The sequence below is a fragment of the Deinococcus apachensis DSM 19763 genome (assembly GCF_000381345.1).
Lineage (GTDB): Bacteria > Deinococcota > Deinococci > Deinococcales > Deinococcaceae > Deinococcus > Deinococcus apachensis.
Genome location: NZ_KB906402.1, coordinates 1 through 20,289 on the forward strand (window position 1 = coordinate 1; position 20,289 = coordinate 20,289).

General features: G+C 69.9%; 14 protein-coding genes. 9 read left to right on the forward strand and 5 right to left on the reverse strand.

The window, feature by feature from the left end:
• Nucleotides 1-1,145: NPCBM/NEW2 domain-containing protein (locus tag F784_RS22795; RefSeq protein ID WP_019586560.1), on the reverse strand; the 1,145-nt coding region annotated here is incomplete at its 3' end.
• A 285-nt stretch (nt 1,146-1,430) separates the two neighbouring features.
• On the opposite strand from F784_RS22795, the gene F784_RS0109840 reads away from it, so the two are divergent.
• The 8 genes from F784_RS0109840 (at nt 1,431) to F784_RS0109875 (ending at nt 15,927) form a co-directional block, all read left to right on the forward strand.
• The gene (locus F784_RS0109840) at nt 1,431-2,945 is read left to right on the forward strand and encodes an O-antigen ligase family protein (protein WP_019586561.1); all 1,515 of its coding nucleotides are present in this window, start codon (nt 1,431-1,433) and stop codon (nt 2,943-2,945) included.
• Nucleotides 2,942-4,132 carry a glycosyltransferase family 4 protein gene (locus F784_RS0109845; RefSeq protein WP_019586562.1) on the forward strand — a complete coding sequence of 397 codons (1,191 nt, stop codon included), beginning with the start codon at nt 2,942-2,944 and terminating at the stop codon, nt 4,130-4,132. The genes F784_RS0109840 and F784_RS0109845 overlap by 4 nt, the downstream gene beginning before the upstream one ends.
• Nucleotides 4,110-5,327 carry a glycosyltransferase gene (locus tag F784_RS0109850; RefSeq protein ID WP_019586563.1) on the forward strand — a complete coding sequence of 406 codons (1,218 nt, stop codon included), beginning with the start codon at nt 4,110-4,112 and terminating at the stop codon, nt 5,325-5,327. The genes F784_RS0109845 and F784_RS0109850 overlap by 23 nt, the downstream gene beginning before the upstream one ends.
• A gap of 97 nt (nt 5,328-5,424) precedes the next feature.
• Nucleotides 5,425-7,878, forward strand: coding sequence for an NPCBM/NEW2 domain-containing protein (locus tag F784_RS0109855; protein WP_019586564.1), 2,454 nt, complete (start codon nt 5,425-5,427; stop codon nt 7,876-7,878).
• 182 nt (nt 7,879-8,060) lie between these two features.
• Nucleotides 8,061-9,230 carry a glycosyltransferase gene (locus F784_RS0109860; RefSeq protein ID WP_483782813.1) on the forward strand — a complete coding sequence of 390 codons (1,170 nt, stop codon included), beginning with the start codon at nt 8,061-8,063 and terminating at the stop codon, nt 9,228-9,230.
• 180 nt (nt 9,231-9,410) lie between these two features.
• Entirely contained in the window at nt 9,411-10,853 is a 1,443-nt protein-coding gene (locus F784_RS0109865) for an exopolysaccharide biosynthesis polyprenyl glycosylphosphotransferase (protein WP_019586566.1), read from the forward strand.
• A 385-nt stretch (nt 10,854-11,238) separates the two neighbouring features.
• Nucleotides 11,239-14,820 (forward strand): NPCBM/NEW2 domain-containing protein, encoded by a 3,582-nt coding sequence (locus F784_RS0109870; RefSeq protein WP_026332393.1) that lies wholly within the window; start codon nt 11,239-11,241, stop codon nt 14,818-14,820.
• A 90-nt stretch (nt 14,821-14,910) separates the two neighbouring features.
• Nucleotides 14,911-15,927: a WD40 repeat domain-containing protein gene (locus F784_RS0109875; protein ID WP_019586567.1), complete on the forward strand. Its 1,017-nt coding sequence runs from the start codon at nt 14,911-14,913 to the stop codon at nt 15,925-15,927.
• A gap of 210 nt (nt 15,928-16,137) precedes the next feature.
• Here F784_RS0109875 and F784_RS26610 read toward each other — a convergent pair whose 3' ends face one another.
• Entirely contained in the window at nt 16,138-16,293 is a 156-nt protein-coding gene (locus F784_RS26610; RefSeq protein WP_019586568.1) for a hypothetical protein, read from the reverse strand.
• Nucleotides 16,294-16,623: 330 nt separating this feature from the next.
• Complete coding sequence (locus tag F784_RS0109885) at nt 16,624-17,880, reverse strand: MFS transporter (protein ID WP_019586569.1); 1,257 nt, start codon at nt 17,878-17,880, stop codon at nt 16,624-16,626.
• A gap of 42 nt (nt 17,881-17,922) precedes the next feature.
• Between F784_RS0109885 and F784_RS24520 the strand changes: the two genes are divergently transcribed.
• Nucleotides 17,923-18,612, forward strand: coding sequence for an ArsR/SmtB family transcription factor (locus tag F784_RS24520; protein WP_157465162.1), 690 nt, complete (start codon nt 17,923-17,925; stop codon nt 18,610-18,612).
• An 88-nt stretch (nt 18,613-18,700) separates the two neighbouring features.
• Here the strand turns inward: F784_RS24520 and F784_RS27555 are convergent, their stop codons facing one another.
• Both F784_RS27555 and F784_RS0109900 read right to left on the reverse strand, forming a co-directional pair.
• Entirely contained in the window at nt 18,701-19,624 is a 924-nt protein-coding gene (locus F784_RS27555; RefSeq protein WP_019586571.1) for a LysM peptidoglycan-binding domain-containing protein, read from the reverse strand.
• A 155-nt stretch (nt 19,625-19,779) separates the two neighbouring features.
• Nucleotides 19,780-20,265: an iron chaperone gene (locus F784_RS0109900; protein ID WP_051086963.1), complete on the reverse strand. Its 486-nt coding sequence runs from the start codon at nt 20,263-20,265 to the stop codon at nt 19,780-19,782.
• Nucleotides 20,266-20,289 lie beyond the last annotated feature (24 nt).

The following is a 20,289-nucleotide window of genomic DNA, read 5'->3' on the forward strand; positions in this document are numbered from 1 at the left end:
GAGCAGCTCAGTTTGGCGTCGGCCCAGTCGGCGTGGTCGTAGTTGACGCCGTCACCGCCGTCATTCACCACCAGCTTGAGTTCATTGACGCCGCTGACGTTCACGCTGATGGGTTGCGCACCGTCGCTGCCCCGCCGCGAAACGGCGGGCAGCAGCTCCACCCCGTCCCCGTACACCCGGAACAGCACGTTGCCCCGGTCGCCGACCTCGTCGTCCACGCCCACCGAGGCGGTGAAGGTGGTGCAACGGCCTCCCAGCACGTAACTCACGCTGCTGTTGGCATGAACGCCCAGCCCCTTGGCGTAGGTCACGCCGCCGATGGTGAGGACCCGACCATCGCCAGCGGCCTTGTCGCCGTTGGAGCGGTCTTTTTCAATGGGACCCCAGCCGTTGGTGGGGGTGGACCAGGCCAGGTCGGAGACGTATTGATCGCCGCTGGGGGCGGGGGGAGGACAGGTAACGCGGGCGCTGGCCCAGTCGGCGTGGTCGTAGTTGATGCCGTCGCCCGCGTCGCGGACGACCAGGCGCAGGGTAGAGACGCCGCTGACCGAGAGGGAGATGTCCCGGGGCGCGTCGGCGCCCCGGATCACGCCGCTGTCGTAGAGCCGGGTGGCGTTGGGGTCGGTGGCGCTGCCGCTCCAGACTTCGAAGATCACCGAGCCGCGGTCGCCGACCTCGTCGTCGAGGCCCAGGGTGGCGGAGAAGGTGGTGCAGGTGCCGCCCAGCGAGTAGGAGACCGAGGAGTTGGCGTGGGTGCCCAGCCCCTTGGCGTAGGTTTGGCCACCGATGGTGAGGGTCTTGCCATCACCGGCGTTTTTGTCGCCGTTGGAGCGGTTGAGCTCGATGGGACCCCAGGCGTTGGTGGCGGAGCCGGGGTCCCAGGTGGCGTCGGAGAGGTAGCTGTCGGCGGTGATGGCGGTGGCGTGGAGGCCAGCGGGGGCACCGGGACCGGACCAGGGGTAGCTGACCCCTCCGGCGTAGGGATCAGCGGAGTTGGACTGGACCTGGTCGCTCCACGGGTAGCTCACTCCCCCCGCGTAGGGGTCCGAGTCGTCAGGTGCCGGGGCTTTGGAGCAGGCGGCCAGCGCCAGCAGGGGGGCAAGCAGCAGCGCTGCGCGGCCCTGCCATCGTGGGGTTGTCTTCATCTTTTCCTCCTGGAAAGCTTGCGAGTTGTGCGGGAGATGGATTGACGGTGCGCCCCACCATGGGACGAGCAGCGTAAATTTTTCGTTGAGCGGCGGCACCCTGCCCCCGTGTCCCGGGTGGTCAGGGCCAGCATGATCACGTGCTGGACAAACTGGAAGGGGAAGGGCCATTTATATTTCTTTAGCGCCCCCTGAATACGGTGTGAGCGGGTCGTCCCCAGGAGAACTTGAGGAGCGGCAGCCGGAGGTGCTTCCTGGCCCCGGCGCGAGGTAAGGAGCGGCGCTGTGCTGAGAACGGTTTCGGGCGAATGGACGAGGTCTTCCTGGGGGCTGGCAGCCCTGCTGGGACTGCTGGTAAGCGCCTTGGTGCTGTGGAACCCTGCGGGAGCCATCGTGGTCACGCTCGCTGGCAGCGGGGTGCTGGCGGTCCTGGGCCAGCGGCGGGGGCTCCCCGGCCTGGCGCTAGGCATCCTGGGCGGCTGCCTGCTGGGCTACGCCCTGCTGGGCCGCGGCTTTGCCTACCTGGGCGCCCCCCCGCTGTACATCGGCGAGGCGGCGCTCTTTCTGGGGCTGCTGGTACTCGCGCTGGACGGCCGGGTGCGGAGCCTGGCGGCCTCACCCGTGATGTACGCGCTGCTGGCGTTCCTGCTGATCGGGGCCGCGGCCACCCTGCCCTACCTGGGCCGCTACGGCATCGACACGCTGCGGGACGCCGTGCTGTGGGCCTACGGCCTCTTCGCGCTCGTGGTCGCGGCGCTGCTGCTGCGTGTAGGTGGCGTGCTGGAAGCCGCGCGGCAGTACACCCGCTTCGTGCCACTGCTGCTGCTGTGGCTTCCCCCGGCGCTGCTCCTGTATGAGCTCGCTCCCTTCCCGCTGCCCAAACTGCCCGGCGCGAACGCCTCGCTGCTCGACCTGAAGGGCGGCGACGTGGCGGTGCATCTGGCAGGGGTCGCCGCCCTGTTGCTGCTGGGGCTGCCCCGGCTGCTCGACCGGGAGACCCCGATCCGCTGGCTGGGCGGTCGCCGCCTGCGCCTCACCCGGCTGGACTGGCTGTGGTGGACCCTGTGGTTCGCGGCGGCGGCTATTCCGGTCTTCCGGGTGCGGGCGGGGTTGCTGGCGATTGCCGCCGCTGTCCTGGTAGTCCTGCTGTTCCGGCCCGGCACCCGCTGGTGGAAACCGCTCGTGCTGTTCGCCTTCATCGTGACCTGCTTCCTGACCTTCAACGTGAGCATCAAGCTGGGCGAGTCGCGCAACACCATCTCGGCCCAGTCGCTGCTGCTCAATGTCCAGAGCATCACTGGGAACACCGGCGAGGGCTACCGCGACGGCTCGCGCCGCTGGCGGCTGGAGTGGTGGCAGAACATCGTGAACTACACCGTGCACGGGCCGTACTTCTGGACCGGCAAGGGCTACGGCATCAACCTCGCCGACGCCGACGGCTTCCAGGTCAACGAGGACAGCTCGCTCCGCAGCCCGCACAACGGCCACCTCAACATCCTGGCGCGCTCGGGGGTGCCGGGGCTGACCGCCTGGGTGCTGCTCCAGGGCCTCTTCGCCCTGAGCCTGCTGCGGGCCTACCGCCAGGCCGCCGCCGCGGGGGAGGAGCTCTGGGCACGGCTCAACCTCTGGGTGCTGGCGTACTGGGCGGCCTTCATGATCAACGCGGCCTTCGACGTGTTCCTGGAGGGGCCGCAGGGGGGCATCTGGTTCTGGAGCCTCTTCGGCTTTGGGATCGCGCTGCTGGAGGTCCAGCGGCGGCGTTTCGCGGGGCGCCCGGCCCTGCCGCGGGGGGCGAGGTGAGGGGCGCGGGCAGGCCGGTCGTCCTCCACGTCGTCACCCACCTCGACCTGGGCGGGGCCGAGGAGGTGGCGATCTCACTCGCCGGGGGGCTCGGCGGCGAGTACAAGCCCGAATTCTTCGCGGTCTACGGCGTCGCCGACACCGAGGTCGGGCAGGGGATGGCCTCCCGCCTGGCCGCGCTGGGGGTGCCCGTCCACAGCGGTACGCGGCTGGACGTCAAGCGCGGCGGCCTGCTGCACGCGGCCCTCAAGCTCGCCGCGCTGCTGCGGCGCACGCGCCCCGACATCGTTCACCTGCACACCGATATTCCCGAGGCGGTCTACGCCCTGGCGGCCCTGCTGGGCGCTCCGCTGGGGGGACGTTCCCCGGCTGCCGTGCGGACCATCCACAACACCACCCTCTGGCCGGTCTGGCAGCGTGTCGGCGCCTGGGTGGAGCGTCAGCTCACTCCGGTCAGCGCCGTGGCCGTGTCCCAGGCCGCTCTGGAGGGGCTGCGGGACTTCCGCGCCCGCCACGCCCTGCCCGCGCTGCCCCGTGACCGCTGCCATGTCGTCCACAACGCGGTGACCCTGGCCGGGCCGCAGGAGCCCCAGGCGCCGTCTTCCGGTCCGGTCCGTGTCCTGTTCGCCGCCCGGCTCGAACCGCAGAAGGGCGCCGACCTACTGCCCGCCATCCTGGAGCGGGCCGCCGCGCTCACGAGGCGGGACGCCGAGGTGACCATGCTGGGGGAGGGCAGCCTGGGGTCCCTCCTGCGGGACTGGGCTCAGACCACCTCCCTGCGCTGGCCGGTCACGCTGGGGCCGCCGCGGGCCGGGCTCTCCGGCGTGCTGGCCGACTTCGACGTGGTGCTGATGCCCTCGCGCTTCGAGGGTTTCGGGCTGCTGGCGGGGGAGGCGCTGCTCGCGGGCACGCCCGTCGTGACGACCGATGTCGCCGGGCTGCGGGAGGTGCTGCCCACGGAGTACCCGCTGCTCGCGCCGCCGGAGGACACGGAGGCGCTCGCCCGGCACCTGGCCGCCGTGGTGGATGACCCGGAACCGTTCCGTGAACTGGCGCGGGAGTCGCGGAGCGAGATTGAGCGGAGGTTCGGGCTTCCGGGCATGTTGGAGGGGTACCGGGGCGTCTACCGTGACCTGCTGCGGCGCGACCTGAAGGGAGTCAGCCATGAACGTGCTCGTGGTGCATAACTTTTACCAGCAGGGCGGCGGCGAGGACGCGGTGTTCCGGGCCGAGACCGAGGCGCTGCGGGGGCACGGGGTGAACGTCGTCACCCATACCGTTCACAACGACAGCATCGGGGAAGGCAACCGGCTGGGCACCGCGCTGGGCACAGTGTGGAACGCCCGGGCGGCGCGCGCGCTGGCTGATCTGGTCGAGCGGCATGGCAGCGAGGTGGTGCATTTTCACAACACCTTTCCCCTGATCTCGCCCGCCGCGTACCGGGCCGTGCGGGCGCGCGGGGCGGCGGTGGTGCAAACCTTGCACAACTACCGGCTGCTGTGCGCGAACGGCACGCTCTTCCGCGACGGTCACGTGTGCGAGGCCTGCGTGGGCCGCACCCCGCCCTTGCCCGCCGTGCAGCATGCCTGCTACCGGGGCAGCCGGGCTGGCTCCGGCGTGGTCGCGGCGATGCTCACCACTCACCGCCTGCTGCGGACCTATGAGCGCCACGTGGACCTCTACGTGGCGCTCACCGAGTTCGCCCGCGGCAAACTGATTGAGGGTGGCCTGCCCGGGGACAAGCTGGCGGTCAAGCCCAACTTTCTGACGGGGGACGCCGCCGACGTGACGGTGAGGACGGAGGCCGCGGAACCTTACGCTCTGTTCGTGGGGCGGCTCTCCCCGGAAAAGGGCACGGGAACCCTGCTGCGGGCCTGGCGTAAGCTGGGCGCATGGCTTCCCCTGCGCGTGGTGGGCGACGGTCCCCTCGGTCCCCAGGTCGAGGCGGCGGCCCGCGACCTGCCGGGGGTGGAGTGGCTGGGCCGTCAGCCCCCGGCCCGGGTGGCGGAGCTGATGCGCGGGGCGAAGGTGCTCGTCTTTCCCTCAGAGTGGTACGAGGGGTTCCCGATGACGCTGCTCGAAGCGTTCGCGGCCGGGCTCCCGGTCGTGGCGAGCGGGCACGGCTCCATGCCTGGCATCGTCGAGCATGGGGTGACGGGGCGGCTCTTCCGCCCGGGCGACCCCGACGACTTGGCGGCGCAGGTGCGGTGGATGCTCGACCACCCAGGGGAGCACACCCGGATGCGCGCGGCCGCCCGACACGTGTACGAGACCCGTTACACTGCCGGGCGCAACGTCGAGGAGCTGCTGGGCATCTACCGGCAGGCCGTTGCGCGGCGCGGCCAGGCCGAGGCCCTGCCAACACGCGGCTCCTTCTCGTGAGGCTGGGGGCCAGGGGCTGCGGGTCGAGAAGCCCCCCGGTCCTGCTGGTGCCCGGCGTTTTCCCGTCCCCGCTCGCCTCTTCCCAAGGAGTCTGCCTATGCCAAATTCCCGGGCTTTCGTCGCCCACCCGCGCCGCGCCGGACGTGCCCTGACCATCGCCGCCCTGCTGGTGGGCTGTGCCGGTCCCACCTCCACCCCGTCCTCCGGACCCGATTTCGTCTACGACGGCCTCGACTACAGTTGGACCAGCGACGCGTCGGCGATCCAGCCCCTGACCATCAATCCGGGAGACAACTCCCTGAGTTACGAGACCTGGACCTCGGCCACGAACGGCTGGGGACCCATCGAGCGAAACCGCAGCAACGGCGAGAAGCACGGGAACGACGGCAACCCCCTGAGCATCGGCGGCGTGAAGTTCGAGCGGGGCTTCGGGGCCCACGCGAACTCCAGCATGGCCTTCGCGCTGGCGGGCCAGTGCCAGACGTTCACGACGAGCGTGGGCATGGACGACGAGGTGGCCAACCGGGGCAGCGCGATCTTTCAGGTCTACGCCGACGGCGAGAAGCTGTACGACAGCGGTGTGGTGCGCGGGGCGGACCCGGCCCGGGCGCTGAGCGTGGATGTGGGTGGCCGGAACGAGCTGCAGCTGGTCGTGACCGACGCCGGGGACGGGATCAACTACGACCATGCCGACTGGGGGGGGCCCACGCTGCGCGGCTGCACCCCATCCCAGACCCCGCCTGGCCAGGGGCAAGACCTGGCCCTTACCCCCGCCGAGCAGATCTTCAGCGGTGTGGTGAACAGCACGGGCGCCCCCCAGTCCGTGACCCTGCGCAACCGGGGCAGCGCCCCCCTCCACATCAACAGCGTGGAGCTGACAGGGAAGAATGCTGACGACTTCCGCCTGGTGAACCCGCCCGCCTGGCCGCTCACCCTGCCGCCGGGCGCGAGCGCTGAGGTGCAGGCGAGCTTCACCCCGAATGAGGTGGGCGCGCTTCAGGCCGCGCTGCGTGTGACGAGTGATGCCGCCGGGAAGCCGACCCAAACCGTGGGTCTGTACGGCCTGAGCGCCCGCGGCGAGCAGGGCAACCTGGAGCCGCCCCTGGCGCAAATCGTGCAGACGCTGGGGTACACCGTCAATGTGGGTGGCACCAACCTCATCCTGGGCACGGGGTCCGCCCCCATCGGCGACGAGGTGGTCGCCCCCCTCTTCACCAAGGCGGGACCGGGGCCGGTCACCCTGCGGCCTGTCGCCCGCTACTCGCCCGACGACCCCCTGCCCTTCGGGTACTACACACCGGGGAGCGGGAGCCCCGCGCTACACCCGGTCGCCGAGATCGCGCGGGGCGGGGAGCAGCGGCTGGGCCCCCCCCTCAGCCCCGGCGGGCGGGAGACCTTCGACCCGGGCAGCGCCACCTTCGGCCTGTACGTGGGGGCCACGAGCTACGCCCCGCAGAACAGCTACACCCAGGACGAACTCAACGTCGCCCGGGTCCAGCACGCTGCGCGGATCTATCCCCTGAAAAATCGCGCGGGCCAGCCGCTGGCGAACACCTACCTGGTCGCCTTCGAGCCCGCCGTCAACGGGGACTACCAGGACTACGTCTTCGTGGTGAGCAATGTGAAGCCCGAAGCCGCCGCCGGAACCATCCGGTGGACGCTGCGCAAGTCTGCCCTCATCGCCGTGAGCGAGGCGCAGGGCGCGGCCGTGAACGGGCAGTTGTACGTCTTCGGGGGCTTCGAGACGGGACTGCGGGCCACCACTCGCTCCCAGGTCTACGACCCGGCGGCGGACCGCTGGGCGGAAATTCCCGCCATGCCGGAGCCCATCACGCATGGGGCGGTGGCGGTGGACGGCACCACGGTGTATATCGCGGGGGGCTTCATCGGCAACCATCCCGGCCCGCAGACGAACCATGTCTGGAAGTACGACACCGCCGCCCAGACCTGGAGCGCGGGTGTGCCGCTGCCGGGCGCGCGGGGCGGCGGCGCGATGGTGCGCCTGGGCCGCCAGCTCCACTTCTTCGGGGGGGTTGAGCGCGACCTGGAGAATACCCAAACCTACCTGCGGGACTCGGCGGACCACTGGGTGCTCAACCTCGACGGCGCCGCGGCCTGGACGCGGGCCGCACCCCTGCCCAACCCTCGCAACCACACGGCGGCCGTGGTCCTGAACGGTCAGATCTACGCCATCGGCGGCCAGCACCTGGGGGACGAGGAGGCGGGCAACCAGCGTTCGGTCGAGCGGTATGACCCCGCCACCGATACCTGGGTCCCCCGCGCGAACCTGCCGCTCCCGCTGGGCCACATTAATGCGTCGACCGTGGTCTGGAACGGCAAGATCGTGGTGGTGGCGGGCGTGACCCAGAAGTCCCTGGAGGTCGCCAACATCTCAGAGTACGACCCGGCGGCGGACACCTGGACCGCGCTCACGCCGCTGCCCGCCGCCCGGCAGTCCCCGGTTGCGGACGTCATCGGCGGCGAGCTGGTGGTGACGGGCGGTTCCTTGCCCGACGGCATCAAGGCGACGACCTGGACCGGCACCCGCTAAGCCCCAGGCAGGACGAACAGGCGGCGTTCTGCCGCAAGCCCTTCTCCCCCCGGTGATCCCGGGGAACCCATCACCACGGGGGTGTGCTGGGACAGGTGGGCGGAGCTCCGGGCCTGGGCTCTTCCGGGTCCAGCCCGCCCACCTGCCTCCCGCGCAGCACTCCCCCGTCCGGCGAGGTGAATGTGCAACGGAAGATCAGGGTCCTTTTTCTCTTCGAGGGGCTGTATGGACGGGGGGCTGAGCGCGTGTCCCTGAGTCTGGCCTCCCAACTGGACCGCGAGCAGTTCGAGCCCCGCATCTGGATTTTGCGCTCGGTGAACGACCTAGCCGCTGAGGTGCCGCCCGATGTGCGGCCGCACGTGGCGTTGCGGCCCGATCAGCGCATCCGGCACCAGCTTTGGAGTGTTCCGCGGGACCTGCTGAGGGAGGCGGCGCAGGCCGACGTGATTGTGGCGACTGTGGAGCTGATGCCGACGTACTTCGGCTTCTTTGCTGGGCTGCTGACCGGGAAGCCCGTGGTGGGCTGGGTGCGGAACTCGCTGGACCGCGTGCTGGGGCAACTGCCCGCCCTGCACCGGTGGTTGGGGCGCCTGATCTACCCGCGCCTGCCCCGCCTGGTCTTCGTCTCGCACGGGCTGAAAGACACGCTGTCCCGGATGTTCCCCCTGCGGGAGGAGCGCCTGAGCGTCATCCACAACCCGCTGGACCTCGAGCGGGTGCGGGCGCTTGCCGCGGAGCCACTGCCCGAGTGGGCGGCGTTCATGACAAGGCGCGCCACCGTCCTCGGGGTCGGGCGGCTGACCAAGCAGAAGGGCTTCGACCTGCTGATCGAGGCCCACGCCGCGCTGCGTGCCCGGGGCGTGGAGCATGACCTGCTGATCCTCGGCGACGGTGAGCAGGAGCAGCTCCAGGACTTGGCGCGCCGCTTGGGGGTCGAGGGCAGCGTTCACCTGCCCGGCTACACCGCCAACCCCTACCCGTTCATGCGGCACGCGGCGGTCTTCGCCCTGTCCTCACGCTACGAGGGCTTTGCGAACGTGATCACCGAGGCAATGGCCTGCGGCGCTCCCGTGGTGGCGACCGACTGTCCCTCGGGTCCCGCCGAGATTCTGGAGGGCGGGCGCCACGGCCTGCTCGTCCCCGTGAACGATAGCGCGGCCCTCGCCCAGGCCCTGGGCCGCGTGCTGGAGGACGGGGCGCTGCGGCAGCAGTTGCGCGAGGTGGGCCTGCGCCGCGCGCAGGATTTTGCTCCCGAACGCATCGTCCCCGCCTGGGAAGCGGTGTTGCGCGGCGCGGCGCGGCAGCCGGGGCGGGGCAGGCGGCGAACGGGGAGGAGCCGGGTGCGGGCATGACGGCCTCCACCCGCCTCAGGCCAGTCGGGAAGACACCGGCTGGCCCGCTTTTCGCCACGTCTCCCCCGGCGCCCGGCCCTACAGGCGCGGAGTCCCATTTTGCGTTCACGTAACGAGGTGAGGCGCAGCATGGGGCACAACCGAGCTGACTCTCACGCCAGCCGCCTGAGGAGTGACCCCATGCAAGTCTCAAGTGACCGCCTTCAGTATTTCAGCGCTACCCGTGACGCGGCGCGGCTTTTTCGCAACCGGCAGGTGCTCAACGCGCTCGTGCTCGCACTGGGAGACCTGCTGGCACTGGGTACCGCCTTCGTCTGTGTGGCGTGGTGGCAGCATGCCGAGCTGAGCGCCACGCCGGTGAGCGCCTGGGTCTGGTTCGTGCTGGTGACCTGGCTGGGCGGCGCCTTTTTCCTGCAACTCCTCCCGAGCTGGGGGCTGGGTGCCCCCACCGAGATCAAGCGCCTGACCGAACTCACGCTGCTGGTGTTCGCAGGAACCGTCGTCGCGCTGTACTTTGCCCAGGACGAGCCGGGGCCGGGTCGGCTGGCGCTCGTGCTGGGGGTGCTGCTGGCCTGGCCGCTGGTGCTGCTGCTGCGCTACGGGGCCAAGCGGCTGCTCGTGGGGGCGGGCCTCTGGGGCGTCCCCACCGTGGTGTATGGCGGCGCGGAAACGGGCCAGCTTCTGATCGCCGCTTTGCAGGAAAACCCCGGCTACGGCTACCGGCCCGTCGGCGTGTTCGACGACGATCCCGGGTTGCGCGGCTCCCAGATCCGCGGAGTCCCGGTGCTGGGTCCGGCCTCGGGCACCCTGCCCCAGGCGCCCATCGCCGTGCTGGCGATGCCGGGCATCGGTCGCGAGCGCACCCTGGAACTGCTGGAAGGCCCCCTCTCGGGCTACCGCAGCGTGGTCCTGATCCCCGACCTGTTCGAGATGGAGTCACTGTGGGTCAAGGCGAGCGACTTCGGCGGCGTCCTGGGTCTGGAGGTCAGCCGCAACCTGCTCGATCCGGTGGCGCGCACCGTCAAGCGGGCCTTTGACCTGACGACCGTGCTGCTCAGTGCCCCCTTCTGGGTGCCCCTGTGCGGCCTCGTCGCGCTGGCGATCTGGCTGGAGGACCGGCAGAACCCGCTCTTCGTGCAGCCGCGGGTGGGCTACGGCGGGCGGCTGTTCGGCACCTACAAGTTCCGAACGATGGTGCCGAACGCCGAGGCGGTCTTGCAGCGGCGCTTGGCTGAGGACCCAGCCCTGCGCGCCGAGTGGGAGGCCAACTACAAGCTGAGGCGCGACCCCCGCGTCACCCGGGTGGGAGCCGTGCTGCGCAAGACCAGCCTTGACGAATTCCCGCAGCTCCTGAATGTCCTGCTGGGCCAGATGTCGCTCGTTGGGCCGCGTCCCTTGCCCCCCTACCACCAGGAGCAGCTTTCCGGGCAGGTGCAGCGGCTGCGCGAACGGGTGTATCCCGGCATGACTGGGCTGTGGCAGGTGTCTGGCCGCTCGGAGGCGGGCAACCTGGGTATGGAGCGCTGGGACCCCTACTACGTCCGCAACTGGTCCCTGTGGTTGGATATGGTGATCCTGCTGCGAACCCTGCGCGTGGTGCTGCGCGGCAGCGGGGCGTACTGACAACTTCCTGTTCAACGGTGGACAGCCCTGTTCGGCCCGGCCGAAGGGGCGCAGGAGGAACAGCAGGGCCACCGGGAAAGGAGTCGGCCCATCCGCACCCTCCCGGCAACCGAATAGCCTCCCGAATACGGGCGTGCAGTCCACGGGAAATTGGGGATGGTGTGGGAAGACCTGACACCATCCCCAATTTCCCGTGCCGCCCGGACCGCGAGGCGGCGGGGTAGAGTGCTGGCGCATGGGTGTCTGCGGGGAGGATGGGAGGGCGTTTCTTCCCCGTAACGAAACGTTAGCGGGCGGGGTGCCATCCTGCATACTGTCCCGGATTTCGCTGCCTCCCCCGTTCCCACCCGTGGCACCCGCTTGCCACCCCGAAAGGACCCTCTGCATGTCTTCACGTAAGCCGAGCCTTCACTCGTCCCTGCGTCTTGGTCTGACACTTGCGCTGACCCTGAGCCTGGCGGCCTGCTCGTCACCCCAGGGCGAAACGCCCCCCACGCACGATCCGGTGGCCGCCTACCCCTACGAGCCGGGCACGGACTACTCGTGGACCAGTGCCCCGCAGGGTGGGGACCCGTACCCGGGCAACCAGGGCTATCCTTGGCGCGGCCTGGCCGTGAGCACGGCGGGGCAGCCCACCGACCTCGACCTGACGAGTGGGAGCTGGGACTCGGCCACCAACGGCTACGGCCCGGTCGAGGTGGACAAGAGCAACAACACCAACAAGGGCAATGACGGCCAGACTCTGACCATCGGCGGCGTGACCTACGCCCGGGGCTTGGGTGTTCACGCGAACGCCGACATCCTCTACACCCTCCCCGGCCAGTGCACCACCTTCACCGCCAGCATCGGCGTGGACGATGAGGTGGGCAACCGGGGCAGCGTCGTCTTCGAGGTCTGGAGCGGCAGCGCCACGGACCCCACCGCGACCAGGCTCTACGACAGCGGTGTCATGCGCGGAGCCGACGCGGCCAAGGACATCTCGGTCCCGCTAAATGGTGTCAAGCAGCTCCGGCTGGTCATCCGAGACGCGGGCGACGGCATCAACTACGACCACGCCGACTGGGCCGCCACCCGCCTGCTCGGCTGCACGGTCCCCGAAACCTCCGGCGAGAAGTTCCTAAGTGACCTCACCCCGGTGAGTACGCCCGTCAACGGCTACGGCCCCTACGAAAAAGACCGTAGCAACGGTCAGAATGCAGCTGGGGATGGCCGTGTCCTCACCATCGGCGGCACCAACTACTCCAAGGGGCTGGGCGCTCACGCCGCCTCCACGCTCACCTACGACCTGAGCGGCACCTGCGTGACCTTCACCGCCGAGGTGGGCGTGGACGACGAGGTGGGGGACCGCGGTAGCGTGGTGTTCCAGGTACTTACCGACGGCACCAAGGTCTACGACAGCGGGACCATGACCGGGCGTGACCCGGCCCGCTCAGTCAGCGTCGACGTGGCGGGCAAGCAGCGCCTGACCCTGACCGTGACGGACGCGGGCGACGGGGTCAACTACGACCATGCCGACTGGGCCAACGCCAAGGTGAGCTGCTCGGTGGCCCAGCCGACGGTCAGCAGCGTGACGGTCAACCCCGGCAGCGCCGTGATGACGGTGGGGGGGACCCGGCAGTTCACGGCCGAGGTGCAGGGCAGCGGGGCGTACGGCTCGGACGTCACCTGGACGAGCAGCAACCCGGCGGTCGCCACCGTCAGCAGCACCGGTTTGGTCACGGCCGTTGCCCAGGGTCCGGCGACGATCACCGCCACCTCGAAGTTCGACACGAGCAAGTCGGGCAGCTCGCAGGTCACAGTCAACCCGGCCTCCACCCTCCCTGCAGGCGGCATCCTGATCAACTTCCAGCCCGCCGGTTCGACCACGCCCCCCGGCTACACGAAGGACACCGGCGCAGCCTACGACGCGGGGCGCGGCTTCGGCTGGATCCGGGAGGACAGCGTGGGCACGGGCACCGGCGTGCCGCTCGACATCACGCCGAACACCCGGGACCGCGCGCTCGCCGGGGTGGACGCTCGGCTGAACACCCTGGCGCACATGCAGTTCCCGGCCAGCACCAGCAACTCCACCGCCGTCAAGACTCCTGCCGCTTGGGAATACGCCCTGCCCAACGGCGTGTACACCGTGACCGTGGGGGTGGGCGACGCCAGCAACGTCTACGACAGCGCCCACCAGATCAACATCGAGGGGCAGCTCGCCATCTCCCGTTTCCAGCCCGACGCGACGAAGAAGTTCGCGGCGGCCACCCTGCGTGCCAACGTCACCGACGGCCGCCTCACGGTGGACGCGCGCGGAGGCTCGAACACCAAGATCGACTACGTGACCATCCAGCCGGGCGACCGGCCCAGCGTGCGCTCGACGGGCCCGCAGGACGCCCAGACGATGGTTCCCACCACCGTGTCGATCACGGCGGACGTGAACCTGCCCAACAGCGCCATCGACCTCAGCACCCTCACGTCCTCGACGGTGCGGCTGGTCGACGCTGGCACGAACGTGGCGGTGCCCGCCACGGTGAACACCTCGGGCGGCGGGGACGTGATCGTGCTCAAGCCCAACGCGCCGCTGAGCGCCAACACCCGGTACATCTTCGAGGTCACTGCTGGCGTCAAGGACACGAGCGGGGTGGCATTCCTGCCGCTACGCTCCAGCTTCGTGACGGGCGCGAGCAGCACCACCAGCCCCTACAGCTTCGAGCAGGTCGCGCTGCCGAACGTCCCGGCTATGCCGTATACCACTGTGGAGATGGGGCCGGACGGCAACCTGTACGCTGGAACGCTGACCGGCGAAATTCTGCGCTTCGGCGTCATGCCCGACGGCACACTTACCGCGCCGCAGACGATCACCTCGGTGCAGACCGCCAACGGCGGGCCGCGCACCATCATCGGCATGAAGTTCGACCCGGTCTCCGACCCCGCCAACCCGACCCTGTGGATCAGCAACAACTACTTCTGGGACGGCACCACCAACGCACCCGACTGGAGCGGCAAGATCACCCGCCTCAGCGGCCCCAACCTGGAGAACGTGCAGGACTACGTGGTCGGGCTGCCGCGCTCAATCCGCGATCACGCGACGAACTCCATCGCCTTCCACCCCGGCGAACCGGGCGCGCTGTACGTGCTTCAGGGCAGCAACTCCGCGATGGGCGCGCCCGACACCGCCTGGGGCAACCGACCCGAGCGGCTGCTCAACGGCTCGCTGCTGCGGGTGGATCTCACCAAGATCACCAGCCCGCCGCTCGACGTGAAGACCGGCGACGGCGGTGTGTACAATCCCTACGCGCTCGGTGCGCCCGTCACCATCCACGCCAGCGGCATCCGCAACGCCTACGACATGGTGTGGCACACCAACGGCCAACTGTACGTGCCCACCAACGGCTCGGCGGCAGGCGGCAACACGCCCGGCACCCCCAACCCGCTGCCGGACTCGTGCAAGACCCGCGCCGACGGCCCCTATACCGGCCCGGCCGTCCCGGCCCTCAACAACGTATCCGTGCAGCACGACTTCCTGTTCCGGGTCGAGAAGGACGGCTACTACGGCCACCCCAACCCGCTGCGCTGCCAGTGGGTGATGAACGGTGGCAACCCGACGGCGGGACCTGATCGGGGCGAGGTGCCCGAGTACCCGGTGGGCACCCAGCCCGACCGCAACTGGAAGGGCTTCGCCTACGACTTCGGCGAGCACGCCTCGTCCAACGGCGTGATCGAGGAGTACACCACGGTCGGGAACTCCCAGCTCAACGGCAAGCTGCTCGTCGTGCGCTACAGCGCGGGCAAGGACATCATCGTGCTGACCCCCGGCGCTCCCAACCAGGACATCGTGAAGGCCGAAACCCAGGTCACCGGTTTGACCAACTTCAACCCCAGCCCCCTGGACCTCACCGAGAACCGCTCGACCGGCCACCTGTACGTCGCGCAGCTCGACGAGCGCACCGGCAGCGGTAAGATCACGCTGGTGCGTCCCAAGTAAGCCCCCGGTCACCCGCCTCCGCTACAAGGAGGATGCCGCGCGCCGCCTGGTTCCCGCCCGGCGGCGCGCCGCCCTTCCGGGAGGAACGTCATGAGTCCACTCCAGAACTTCAGGCTGCTGGCCCTCGCCTCCTCGTTCGCGCTTCAGGCGGCCCTGGGCGGAACCCTCTCCCTGGCCGCCTCCTCGCCCGTCCCGGCGACCACCCCGCCGCCCCGCGTCCTCCAGGTGGCCTCCCTCTACGCGGGTCCGCTGGCCTTTGCGCCCGACGGGGGGCTGCTCGCCATCGGGAACGGTCAGGGGCAGCTCCGGCTGTGGCGCCTGCCTGCCGGGGTGGTCGAGCGCACTCTGACGCAGCCCGGGATCGTGAACGCCGTCGCCTGGAGCCCCGACGGCCGCCTGCTCGCCGCGGCGGGCACCGACGGCCGGGTGCGGCTGTGGGACGCCAAGGCGGGGGCGCTGCGGCGCACGCTAGTGCTGAACACCTACTACGTCACGTCTGTCGCCTTCAGCCCCGACGGCAGCCTGCTGGCAACCGGCAGCGGGGACAACTCCGCCCTGTCGGGCCCGGCCAACACGGTGCGGCTGTGGGATGTGGCGACCGGGCGCTTTCTCGCCGCGCTGCGGGGCCACACCGACGTGGTCACGGCGGTCGCGTTCAGCCCCGACGGCACCCTGCTGGCGAGCGCGAGCCGCGACAAGACCGCCCGGCTGTGGAACGTCGCGGCCCGTCGTGAGACGCGCACCCTGCGCGGCCACACCGACTACGTGAGTGCCCTGGCCTTCAGCCCCGACGGCCGCACGCTCGCCACCGCGAGCTGGGACACCGATCTGCGGCTGTGGTCGGTGCCTGACGGCCGCGACCTGGGCATCCTGCGCGGCCACAGCGCGCCTGTCGAGGCCGTGGCCTTCGCCCCCGACGGCCGCACGCTCGCCTCGGGCGGCGAGGACCGGCAGGTCCGGCTGTGGGACGTGACCACCGGTCGCCACACCCGCACGCTGGGCGGGCACACGGGCGTGGTAAGCGCCCTGGCCTTCAGCCCGGACGGCGCCCTCCTGGCATCGAGTGGGGGCCGCGACCGTACCGTGCGCTTGTGGACCTGGCGCTGAGGGGCGGCCCCCCGGCAAAAAGGTCCTGAGGCTGTCCGGTCCGGGGAAGGTGAACGGAAAAAGCCCCCAGGTGCGGCGGGGCACGCGGGGGCGGGTTCATCCGACTTCACTCGGTCGGGTCAGCTTTAGGCCTGAACTCAGGGTAGCTGGAAGCATCTACAGAATTCTGACAACGCCCTGGGGGTCTCTTTATCTCCCGGAAAGCGGGGCTCAGGCGAGTCGGGGCTGGCGGAACAGGAACATCAGCCTGACCCGCTGGAGCAGGCCAGCGCGGTCACTGCGGGCGGCGCGGGCTTCACGGTCGCGCCTGACCTCGTCCCGGAGTTCCTGGGCGCGGTTCTGGAGGAGGATGAGGTTGGGGTTCACGGCGAGGTCTCCTTCCGCCGGTCGGTCTTTCCTTCTCGGCTGCCCTCATGGTGCCGGATGGGCCTAACGGTGGGCATCGGCGCAGTGGCGCAAGGGGGGCTGCGCCGAATGGCAGACGTGCGGGGACAAGAGGCTTAGTTGCTGCCACTTGCCCGGCCACCCCAGGGCGTTCCCGTGTCCCCCTGCCGCTCCGAAGCAGCGTGGGCTCAGCGTGGCGTGAGGGAAAGAGCGCCCACCCGGAAAGTTGGGAGAAGCGGGCGTATGGTCTGCTCATCTCCCCGGCGTGTCAAACGGTTTGGTTGGAATGCCTCGGGTCCAGCCCAGGCCGCCTCACCTCGCGGACGAACTCCGCTCAGCCTGTGTGGCCGCCCCCTCCGCCCGGGCAGGCAGGAACACAAGCGCCACGACGCCCCCGAGGAGCGTGATGCACGCGGCAATGACGAGCATGGGCATGGTTCCCACCCGCGGCCCGATCAGGCCCGCCGCGGCGGTGGCAAGCACCCCGACGAGGGCATTGGTCGTCCCCAGGGCGCCGTATACCCGGCCCCGGTAAGCGTCCGGCGTCACCGTCTGGATCATGGTCGACAGGGCGACGTTCGACACCACCATCGGCACCCCCAGGAGAGGCACTAGGGCGAACAGGAGCGGCAGGGATGACCCGCTGTACATCCGCAGCATCAGCACGCCGACCAGGAGCGTGCCGAATGCGATCAGGAGGCGCGGGGGCACCCGGCCGCCCAGCCACGCCGACGCGGCACTCCCCAGGAGGGCGCCCAGGCCGCCCAGGGTGCTCAGCAGACCTATCGTCCGCGCGTCGGCGTGCAGCACGGACACCAGGAACGGCGTGTAGAACGGGTCGATCAGCGTGCCCCCGAGACTCGTGATGCTCAGGATTGCCAGCAGGGCCAGGATGACTGGGCTGCGCCGGATGACGTGCAGCCCCTCACGCCATTGGTGACCCAGGTCACGCCAGGTCTCCAGCAGTGACGTGGCCTGGACGGGCACGTCCGGCGTGACCCGCGCGGCCACTCGGAGGCGAAGGAAGCACAGCGCCGCGAGGACGAACGACGCGGCGTCGAAGAGCACGACCCCGGGGATGCCGAAGGTGGCGATGAGCGCACCCCCGACCACCGATCCCAGCAGGCGGGCGCCCGTCGTGCCCAGGGACAGCGCGGCGTTGGCCTTCATCAGGTCCCCCACACCGACCAGGGAGGGGAGCAGGGCGCCCGCGACCGGGGTGGACAGCGTGCTGACCGTGAGTTCCGCGAAGGTGACCGCGTACGCCACCCACACCAGACCCGGCTGCGGGGCGAGGAGCAGCAGCGTCACCACGGCCCCCTGGATGAGATGCGTGACCACCAGCACCCGCTGGCGGTCCCAGCGGTCGGCGAGCACGCCCGCGAAGGAGCCGAACAGCAGGCCCGGCAGGTAGTAGGACAGCGCGAGCAGGGCGGTGGCGAGGGTGGAGCCGGTCTCCTGATACAGGAAGTACGGCAGGGCGAGCAGCAGCGCCCGGTCCCCGATGAGGGAGATCACCTCGCCGAGCCAGAGTTTGCGGAAGTTGGGCAGGGTCAGCGCGGCGAGCATGGCAGCCTCATGGGAAGCAGCGTGCGCGGTACCCTGGTGAAAATGACACGGGACGATTTACCCAGGGTGTGGCAGCGCCTGGACGACCCCCGGGCGGCGCGGGTCCTGGCGGACGCGCAGTCGCGGCAGTACTTCGAGCCCTTCATCTGGCGGGAGCGGCGGGTGACGGACGTGGCTGCGGAGCTGGGCGTGACGAAGAACGTCATGCTGTACCAGGTGAACAAGCTGCTCCGGCTGGGCCTGCTGGAGGTCACCCGCGCGGAACCCAGGGCGGGCCGGGCGATCCGGTACTACCGGTCCTCATCGCCGGGCTATTTCGTCCCGTACGCCGCGACCTCAGCTGAGTCCATCCACGCGCTGTACGAGTCCTCCCTGGACCACACGCGCCGCTCGGTCCTGTCCCTCCTGACGCGGGCGTGGAGCACCCTCGCGGATGATCCCCGGTGGTTCGGGCTGTACACCTACGGTGACGCGGAGGGTCTCAAGAGTCACACGCTCCTGCCGGTGCGCCCCGCCTCACCCGCCTCGCCAGCCCCGGGGCTCTTGCAGTGGCTTCTCCAGGAGGACGTGCCCGCCGTGTGGGATAACACGGCTCCCGTCCAGCTCTCCAGGGAGAACGCGAAGCGGCTGCAACGTGACCTGCATGACCTGCACGTGAAGTATCAGACGTTGCAGCAGGACACGCCTGGGGAGACGTACATCCTGCGGCTCACGCTTGCCCCTGTCCCCTGACGAGTGGGTCGGTCCAGCTTCACCAACTGGAGGGGGAGCCTTGCGGCTCAGCGCAACTTCCCTGACTCATCCCCTGCCGCAGCGTTCCTCAACCCGGACGCACGACCAGGTACTGCCGCCCCTGGGTGTTCCACAGCAGGTCGAAGTCGTGCTCGGTCAGCGCCACGTTCGGCCCGCTCAGCGAGTCGCTCATGATCAGGATGCCCTGCGCGTCGTCGTACCCGCGCACCACCCGGAAATGCGGCGTCTGCCCCAGAACGCTGTGGAACTGCAACACGACCACCGGGAACCCCTGCGCCACCTGCCGTTTGATGTCCTCGACGGTGCCGCCCGTCAGGACGGGTGCCTCGAAGCCCAGATCCCGTAGCAGGCGCTGCGCGTCGGGAAAGCGCATGTTCCGGCCCCCCGGGCGCAGCTCGCCTTGCCAGGTGGTCTGGTCCGCTTGGACGCCGTAGTGCCGGAGGGCGGCGGCGATGGCGGCCGGGCCGCAGTTGTTGCGTGTCTGGTACGCAAAGCCCACGTCCTGGAGGTAGACGCTGGGGGGGCGGAGGGTGCCCGTCCCCGCCGTGCGGAAGGTCAGGGCCTGGACGGGGGGGAGCCGCGAGGGGGTGAAGAGGCCGCGGTCCAGCCCGGTCGATCCCTGGACGCGAGGCGCCGGGGTGGGCGTGACCGGGGACGCGCCCTCCGGGAGGCGCAGCACCTGCCCGACCTGGACCGTGCTGGAGGTCAGCCCGTTGAGCTCGGCGAGCAGTTCCGGGGTCATCCCGTACTGCCGGGCGACGCGGTACAGGGTGTCGCCGGGTTGAACGGTGTACCCCGTCTGCGGGAGCCGGAGAATCTGCCCGACCTGGAGGGTACTGGTCGTCAGGGCGTTGAGTGTCAGCAGCAGGCCCGCCGTGGTGTGGTAGGTGCGCGCGAGGCTGCTGAGGGTATCGCCTGCCCGAACCGTGTGGGTGGTCTGCGCCTGGGACACGCCGAGGGCCAGCAGGAGGAACAGGGCGAGCGCCTTCATGGAGTTTTTATTTTTGGATCAGGTCTGTCACTGAAACCTGACGGGCAGGCTTTCCCCATTGGGAGAGATCCCGGTGGCAGGCTGTTCGTTTTCCCTCGACGGGCCAAAGCACGAGACCTCCCACCTCATGCGGAACACTGTGGCGCACCCCGTCCTCAACTCACCGCTTGCCTCACAAGTGCGGCGATCCTGGCCTCGGCCTCGGCGGTCAACTCCTTCAGCGCGAAGGAGGTCGGCCACATCGCGCCCTCGTCGAGATTCGCCGTGTCGTTGAAGCCGAGCGTCGCGTACCTCGCATTGAATTTGTGTGCGGCCTGGAAGAAGCAGACGATCTTGCCGCCTTTGGCGTACGCGGGCATGCCGTACCAGGTCTTCGGCGAGAGGGCGGGCGCGCTGGCCTGGATGATCGCGTGGATTCGCTCGGCCAGGATGCGGTCCGCTTCCGGCAGCTCGGCGATCTTTGCCAGCACGTCGCGTTCCCCTTCCGCCCTGTCCTTGTCCGCGCGCGCCTCCGCCTTCAGCTCCCTGGCGCGCTCCCTCATCGCGGCCCGTTCCTCGGCCGTGAAGCCCTGGGATGTCTGGTCCGGTGCAGTCTCGCTCGTGGCAGATTTCGTCGGCTTCCTGGATGTGTTTGCTGTCATGATGCGTCCTCCGGTCGGGGTGGG